At 41.9% G+C, this 7766-nt stretch carries 5 protein-coding genes and 1 pseudogene; 2 read left to right on the top strand and 4 right to left on the bottom strand.

The genetic code is table 11. The features are described from left to right. Positions 1-135 precede the first annotated feature (135 nt). Both GNE10_RS29295 and GNE10_RS29290 read left to right on the top strand, forming a co-directional pair. Positions 136-3981, top strand: coding sequence for an SNF2-related protein (locus GNE10_RS29295; protein ID WP_397326619.1), 3846 nt, complete (start codon positions 136-138; stop codon positions 3979-3981). Between the two features lie 186 nt (positions 3982-4167). Further along, positions 4168-5004, top strand: coding sequence for an SWIM zinc finger family protein (locus GNE10_RS29290; RefSeq protein WP_185569199.1), 837 nt, complete (start codon positions 4168-4170; stop codon positions 5002-5004). Positions 5005-5140: 136 nt separating this feature from the next. Here the strand turns inward: GNE10_RS29290 and GNE10_RS29285 are convergent, their stop codons facing one another. The 4 genes and pseudogenes from GNE10_RS29285 to GNE10_RS36600 all read right to left on the bottom strand — a co-directional run. Next, a complete protein-coding gene (locus tag GNE10_RS29285; protein ID WP_185569197.1) occupies positions 5141-5644 on the bottom strand; it encodes a GNAT family N-acetyltransferase in 504 nt (167 codons plus the stop codon). A gap of 345 nt (positions 5645-5989) precedes the next feature. Continuing rightward, entirely contained in the window at positions 5990-6175 is a 186-nt protein-coding gene (locus GNE10_RS29280) for a PCP reductase family protein (RefSeq protein WP_099070153.1), read from the bottom strand. A gap of 111 nt (positions 6176-6286) precedes the next feature. Further along, on the bottom strand, positions 6287-7678 hold the full coding sequence (gene psbC / locus GNE10_RS29275; RefSeq protein WP_185569195.1) for a photosystem II reaction center protein CP43: 1392 nt from the start codon (positions 7676-7678) through the stop codon (positions 6287-6289). Continuing rightward, a pseudogene (locus tag GNE10_RS36600) lies at positions 7662-7766 on the bottom strand (photosystem II protein D2); the annotation flags it as partial. The gene psbC and the pseudogene GNE10_RS36600, both read right to left, overlap by 17 nt.

Raw genomic sequence — 7766 nt, 5'->3', positions numbered from 1 at the left:
GGGGGAGACGCGGGGACGCGGGGACGCGGGGACGCGGAGAATGACCTATGCCCAATATATGTAAACTTCCCCACAGAACCTCAAGAATTGTTGCTGGGATTTCTCAACAGTACGATAGATGCCCAAATCCGAGAGATGGTTGGTTTCCAGTCACAGATGGAAAGCAAGACGATGGCTTCTTTACCAGCTGCGGTGCGAGAGTGGTTGCCAGCTTTAACTGATGCATCTGGTAAAGTTAATGCAGATCCAATTGAAGTGGAACGACTAGAGGCGGCACTTAAGGCTTGGACTATGCCGCTACAATATCAATTAACTCTGAAGACACTCTTTCGCACTTGTTTTCAACTGCGTTCTCCGGAATTTGGAGAAAAAGATTGGACATTGGCGTATTTTCTGCAAGCAGCTGACAATCCAGAATTTTTGGTGGATGCAGCAACAATTTGGCACAATCCAGTTGAACGATTGGTATATGAAAATCGCACAATTGACCAACCCCAAGAAACATTTTTGCGGGGTTTGGGGTTAGCTTCGAGATTGTATCCAGTTGTTGCAGCGAATTTAGAAACAGAATATCCCCAATCTTGCCGTCTCAACCCCATCCAAGCTTATGAGTTTATCAAGTCTGTGGCTTGGAGGTTTGAAGATAGCGGTTTGGGGGTGATTTTACCTCCGAGTTTGACCAACCGTGAAGGATGGGCGAATCGTTTGGGTTTGAAGATTACCGCCGAAACTCCAAAAACAAAGCAGGGACGTTTGGGGTTGCAGAGTCTATTGAACTTCCAATGGCAATTGGCAATTGGCGGACAGAATATTTCCAAAGCCGAGTTTGATAAACTTGTGGCTTTAAATAGCCCCTTGGTAGAAATTAATGGCGAGTGGGTGGAATTGCGACCCCAAGACATCAAGACAGCCCAAGCCTTTTTCGCTTCCCGCAAAGACCAAATGGCGCTGTCTTTGGAAGATGCTTTGCGTCTGAGTACAGGGGATACCCAGGTAATTGAAAAGTTACCAGTGGTTAGCTTTGAAGCCTCTGGCGCATTGCAAGAGTTAATAGGGGCGCTAACCAATAATCAAGCCATTGAACCTCTGCCCACACCAGCCAGCTTTCAAGGACAGTTGCGACCTTATCAACAACGCGGTGCAGGTTGGCTATCCTTCTTGGAACGTTGGGGCTTGGGCGCATGTCTGGCGGATGATATGGGATTGGGTAAATGCGTAGCACCTGATACATTAATTGATGTCAATGGACTGTTACGCACAGCCGAGACAATTTGGACAACTCATGCTGGAGAAACAGAGTTTGACGGCGAAGGATTTTGGGCTAACCCCACTCAACAGTTAGTAGTTAATTCGATAAATGAGAAAACTGGCAAAATTGTCCAGGCTAATGTCAGAAAGTTGTATCGCCAGCAAGTCTGTGAGAAATTACGAAAAGTCACTCTAGAAGACGGTAGCAGTGTTAGCATCACTCATCGTCATAAGCTGCTGACAAATAAAGGTTGGACAAATAATTTACGAGTAGGTGATTACGTCTGTGTACCAGGTAAAACCCTTTGGAATGGACAACCACAAGACCCAGACTTAGTGAAGTTTCTTGCTTGGCAGATTGCCGAAGGGCATGAAATACCCGATGCCGGACAATTGACAATATCACAAAAAGATACTCTGCCGTTGGAAAATCTAATCCAGACTTTTCAGCGGATAGGAAAACGCTATAACCTCAAAATTAACAGCCCTAATATCTCTAGTTTTCCTAATCGAGTTCCTTTTCTTCGAGTTAGCAGCCAAGCCTATCGCCGATTCTTAGAAACTAAAGGTTATGTTTGGGGTAAATTATCCGCAGAAAAATCTATTCCGCCCTTCATTATGCAGGCAGACTTGGATAGCGTGCGGATATTTTTACAAAACTATTTTGATGCTGAGTCTGCCGTTATTTTTAGTATGCGGAGCATTGAGATTGCTACAGCTTCACCTTTACTAATTCAGCAACTTTCTGCACTATTGCGGCGCTTTAACATTTGGTTACGAATATCGGCTAAAAAGAAGTGCGCTACGAATGGAACTCGGACTTTACGCACCTACTATATTGGTGTAATTGATGGAAATTCTGCACGCAGATTTTTCCAAGCTATTGGTTTTAGTAATTCCCAAAAACAGCACAAATTAAAACAAATTTGTCAAGCTGTAAGTAACACTAATATTGAAGGAATTCCTGCTGGAGATATTGTTGCTCAAACAGTTACAACAACAAAGTTACCGTTGCGGCATTTGGGAATGCACAACACTGTTTATATTAATGGCTCACAGCAATTTTTCCAAGATAGTTTGCAGGGAGTTATTACTGGCATAAACCGCATTATTAATGGAGAAGCTCAACAGGATTATCAACTACTAAAACCTTCAAAATGGACAATTAAAACCCTGACAGCTTATGCTCAACTGGACATAAAACAGTTAAGTTTAACTAGGCAGTCTTTACAAAACCTACTCGAACAAGAAGTATTTTATTGCCGAATTAAATCTATAGAGGAGATAGATTATAATGGATGGGTTTATGACTTTGAAGTTAGCGAACATCACAATTTTGTAGCTAACAATATTATCTGCCATAATACTATCCAATTTATCGCTTTTCTTCTTCATCTCAAAGAACAAGATGCCCTAGAAAATCCAACTCTATTGGTTTGTCCAACCTCAGTTTTAGGCAACTGGGAAAGAGAAGTCAAGAAATTTGCTCCAAGTATAAAAATTTTGCAATATCACGGTGATAAACGTCCTAAAGGAAAGACGTTTTTAGAAGTAGCTAAAAAACATGATTTAGTTATCACTAGTTACTCACTGATTCATCGCGATATTAAATTATTAGAAAGCGTCCCTTGGCAGATAATTGTTTTAGATGAAGCACAAAATGTGAAAAATTCCGATGCCAAGCAATCAAAGGCAGTGCGGCAATTAGCAGCAAATTTTCGGATTGCGATGACAGGGACGCCAGTGGAAAATAGACTGCAAGAATTGTGGTCGATTTTGGATTTTCTCAATCCTGGATATTTAGGTAATAAGCAATTTTTCCAGCGACGGTTTGCCATGCCAATTGAAAAGTATGGGGATACCGCTTCTTTAAGTCAATTACGTTCGTTAGTTCAACCATTCATCCTGCGACGATTAAAAAGCGATCGCGAAATTATTCAAGACTTGCCAGAAAAGCAAGAAATGACAGTATTTTGTGGTTTAACTGCCGACCAAGCCGCACTTTATCAACAAGTAGTAGAAGCATCTTTAGCAGAAATTGAATCTGCCGAAGGATTGCAACGTCGGGGGATGATTTTGGCTTTACTCATTAAACTTAAACAAATCTGCAATCACCCAGCGCAATATTTGAAACAAACGACATTAGAAAAACATCATTCAGCGAAACTGTTGCGCCTAGAAGAAATGTTGGAAGAACTTTTAGCAGAAGGGGATGCCTATGGTGCTGGTGGAGAACGCGCTTTAATTTTTACTCAATTTGCTGAGTGGGGTAAATTGCTCAAACCCCATTTAGAAAAACAATTGGGACGAGAAATATTATTTTTGTATGGTAGTACGAATAAAAAACAACGCGAGGAAATGATAGACCGTTTCCAACACGATCCCCAAGGGCCACCGATTATGATTTTGTCTCTCAAAGCAGGTGGCGTAGGATTGAATTTAACACGAGCAAATCACGTGTTTCATTTTGATAGATGGTGGAATCCAGCCGTAGAAAATCAAGCTACAGACCGAGTATTTCGCATTGGTCAAACCCGCAATGTACAAGTACATAAATTTGTTTGTACTGGCACTCTAGAAGAAAAAATTCACGACATGATTGAAAGTAAAAAACAACTAGCCGAACAAGTTGTAGGTGCAGGTGAAGAATGGTTGACTGAACTAGATACAGACCAACTTCGGGATTTATTAATTCTTGACCGCAATGCAGTAATTGACGAAGATGCAGAATAAATTTGTAATCATTGCACTTTTTTAATTAATCTGCAATTGGATTCCCACAAGCGAGAAACAAAACGCAATTCCCAGTACAAAATCCGTCTTGAAAAGTTTAGATGCCTGTGGCAAGCCTCTTCGGGTCTACGGCGGAAGCCGATGCTCTAACTTTTCGCAAAATCTAAAATCCAAAATGGTATAACCATGACTAATTATACTCTACAAGCTAGTCGAGAATGGTGGTCGCAGCAATGGCTAGATTTACTAGATTCTTATCGTTTTAAAAAGCGTTTGGAACGTGCTAGAAACTATGCACGTCAAGGAAATGTTTTAAGTATTGAGTTTCAAGGGGCAAAAGTATTAGCCAGGGTACAAGGTAGTGAAGTGGAACCTTATAAAGTTTCCCTTTACCTTGAACCTTTTAGCGACGAACAATGGGGTTATGTCATTGAAACTATGTCCCAAAAAGCAATTTTCGCTGCCAAATTATTGGCGGGGGAAATGCCGCAAAACATAGCAGAAGTTTTCACAGCTAATGGTCTTTCGTTATTTCCTTTTACCCTTGGCGATGTCCGCAGTAAATGTTCTTGCCCTGATAAGGCAAATCCCTGTAAGCATATTGGTGCAGTATACTATCAATTAGGCGATCGCTTTAGTGAAGACCCTTTTGTACTCTTTCAATTACGCGGACGCACCAAAGAACAAATTCTCAGCGATTTACGACAGCTACGTAGTGGCAAGATAGAAGCTGTAACTCCAGAAACACCTGATGTTCAACAATCAATTCCTGACAACAAATATTCAGTAAAAATAGACTCTTTCTGGCAATACAATGAACCACTAGAGTCATCTTTGGTAGTAATTGTACCTTCAGCAAGCGAGACAATATTAGATGTATTAGAAGCAATTCCTTTAGCCAAGGAAGAGGAAAATGTAGTCAATTTAACTTCCACAGATGTAGTCATGAAGTATTTGAGTACTGTTTACACAAATGTTAGCCAGAAAGCTGTTTTAGCAGCAATGAATGTAGGAGGAAGTTGACTCAATTTTAAATTTTGGATTGGAGTAAAAATAAAAAAATTTAACCAATTTTTTAGTTTGTTGAAATTTATTTATAGGTAAAAAAAGATTTTCCTCATATCAAAGCCATCTACATTGATTGATTTATATCCTCTAGTTACAATTTTTTTCTCATCCGAATAGATGGCATTTTTCGACCAGAACGTAGGGTATGTTCTTCAAAACCTTCATTCATATAACCATTAACTTGATAAAATAGTTCAGCGTTAAGCGAAGCGTTCAGATGTAATTCCGACAATCCTTGCTCACGCGCTAATCGCTCTAACTCTTGAAGTATTGCAGCTCCTACTCCACAACGACCGAAACTTGGAGCCACATACACAGCACGTACTTCACTATTACTGACAACAATTGCACCGAAGCCCACAATTTGACCATCAATTTCTGCCACAATTCGGGTTTCTTCGCCAACAACAGTATTGTCTGCAAAGGCTTTGATTTTAGAGGGCGTAATTGGAGATCCCCAATCTTGAATAATTTCCTTTGGATAACACGATGAAGCTGTTCCATGAATCGCCCCTCGGTGTACCTTGAAGACGCTCTCTGCATCTGATGGCAGACAACTTCGTATTTTTATATCTGACTTGACAACTTCCGACATGATATTCTCCTGATGAAGGATTTATCTGTTTTATTAAAAGTATCTTTGCTAGCTAGTGGTCTATCGCATTAATTTTGAGGGTTTTAAAGAACGAACCGCAAAGAACGCAAAGAGCGCAAAGTAAGAAAAATTAAGAATAAGTTCACTTATCAGAACTAATGGGACAGACCACTAGTGGTCTATCGCATTAATTTTGTAGGAAAAAAATGTTCGTAGTAAGGACTTTAGTCCTTGCTTTTTAAGCACTATAGTACATACTGCAAACTTATCAGAAGCGATAGACCACTAGTTAAAGGTGCGGAATGTAGGTTAAAATTCTTGCTCTCCAACATTCGTGCAAGAAGTCTATTGTCCAAATTCCAGCCTAGCCTGTTCTACCAAATCACCAGTCACAACCTCTTGTTGAGCTTGACGAGCCAACGCTTCAATTCGAGCTTTTGCTTGAGGACGAACAAAAAAGGGAATATTTTGCAGCTTTTCCTTAGCTTCCGCTGTCCAGCGTAAGGTATCGATAAAATCTGATTCACTCATAAGTCCTGTTAGATAATTCTGACTTCTACTATTTTCTATAAAAAAAACTCTTGCTTTGAAGCAAGAGTCTGTAAACTAATTGATTGTCAGTGATGAAAGAAACTTTGTAACCTAGTCGAGGAAATCCATCGACATTACTGGTTCATTTTCACGGTCAATACCTTTTTCAAAACCACCAGCAGCTGCACGAGCGCGACCAGCGTGCCATAAGTGGCCGATTAGGAAGAAGAATCCTAATACGAAGTGAGAACATGCCAACCAAGCGCGAGGAGACACGTAGTTGAAGGAGTTAATTTCGGTAGCCACACCACCTACAGAGTTCAGAGAACCTAGAGGAGCATGGGTCATGTATTCAGCAGCACGACGAGCTTGCCAAGGCTGAATATCGTTCTTGATTTTTTCTAGGTCAAGACCGTTGGGGCCGCGTAGAGGCTCTAACCAAGGGCCACGGAAATCCCAGAAGCGCATGGTTTCACCACCGAAGATGATTTCACCAGTAGGAGAGCGCATCAAGTATTTACCCAAACCTGTGGGGCCTTGGGCAGAACCAACGTTAGCACCTAAGCGTTGGTCGCGAATCAAGAAAGTAAGAGCTTGAGCTTGAGAAGCTTCAGGGCCGGTAGGGCCAAAGAATTCGCTGGGGTAAACAGTGTTGTTGTACCAAACCATGATGGAGGCAATGAAGCCCATCAAAGAGAGGGCACCCAAGCTGTAGGATAGGTATGCTTCACCAGACCAGATGAAGGCACGACGCGCCCAACCAAAAGGCTTGGTCAGAATGTGGTAGATACCGCCAGCAATACAGATAAAGGCAATCCAAATATGACCGCCGATAACATCTTCCAAGTTATCTACGCTGACAATCCAGCCTTCGCCACCGAAAGGAGACTTAATCAGATAACCAAAGATAACTGCTGGATTGAGTGTTGGGTTAGTAATGATCCGAACATCACCACCACCTGGTGCCCAGGTATCATAGATACCACCAAAGAACATTGCTTTCAGCACCAACAACAGGGCACCGGTTCCCAAAATAATCAGGTGGAATCCGATGATGTTGGTCATCTTGTTCTTGTCTTTCCAGTCGTAACCAAAGAATGAAGAGTATTCTTCTAAGGTTTCTGGGCCACGAACGGCGTGATAGATACCGCCAAAGCCAAGGACTGCGGAGGAAATTAGGTGCAGTACACCAACAACAAAGTAGGGGAAGGTATCGATAACTTCACCGCCAGCACCAACACCCCAGCCCAAAGTGGCAAGGTGAGGCAGCAGGATCAACCCCTGCTCATACATGGGCTTTTCAGGAATGAAGTGAGCGACTTCAAACAAAGTCATTGCTCCAGCCCAGAATACAATCAAACCAGCGTGAGCAACGTGAGCGCCCAGTAGTTTGCCAGAAAGATTGATTAAACGAGCGTTACCAGACCACCAGGCAAACCCGGTAGATTCTTGGTCGCGTCCAGCACCGCCTAAAATATTTGGTCTATTAGAGAGCGTTACCACGTGGTAATACCTCCTCAGGGAATACAAATTGTTCGTGGATCTGATCTTGAGGAGCCATCCAAGCGCGGATACCCTCGTTGAGCAAAAT

This window comes from Nostoc sp. 2RC, from assembly GCF_014222165.1.
GTDB classification, from domain to species: domain Bacteria; phylum Cyanobacteriota; class Cyanobacteriia; order Cyanobacteriales; family Nostocaceae; genus Nostoc; species Nostoc linckia.
The sequence above is the reverse complement of the archived record's forward strand: the minus strand, read 5'-3'. Positions and strand labels throughout refer to the sequence as shown.

Coding starts and splice junctions, on each gene's coding strand:
- GNE10_RS29295 (WP_397326619.1), top strand. CDS start 136: ATGGTTGGTTTCCAGTCACAGATGGAAAGCAAGACGATGGCTTCTTTA.
- GNE10_RS29290 (WP_185569199.1), top strand. CDS start 4,168: ATGACTAATTATACTCTACAAGCTAGTCGAGAATGGTGGTCGCAGCAA.
- GNE10_RS29285 (WP_185569197.1), bottom strand. CDS start 5,644: ATGTCGGAAGTTGTCAAGTCAGATATAAAAATACGAAGTTGTCTGCCA.
- GNE10_RS29280 (WP_099070153.1), bottom strand. CDS start 6,175: ATGAGTGAATCAGATTTTATCGATACCTTACGCTGGACAGCGGAAGCT.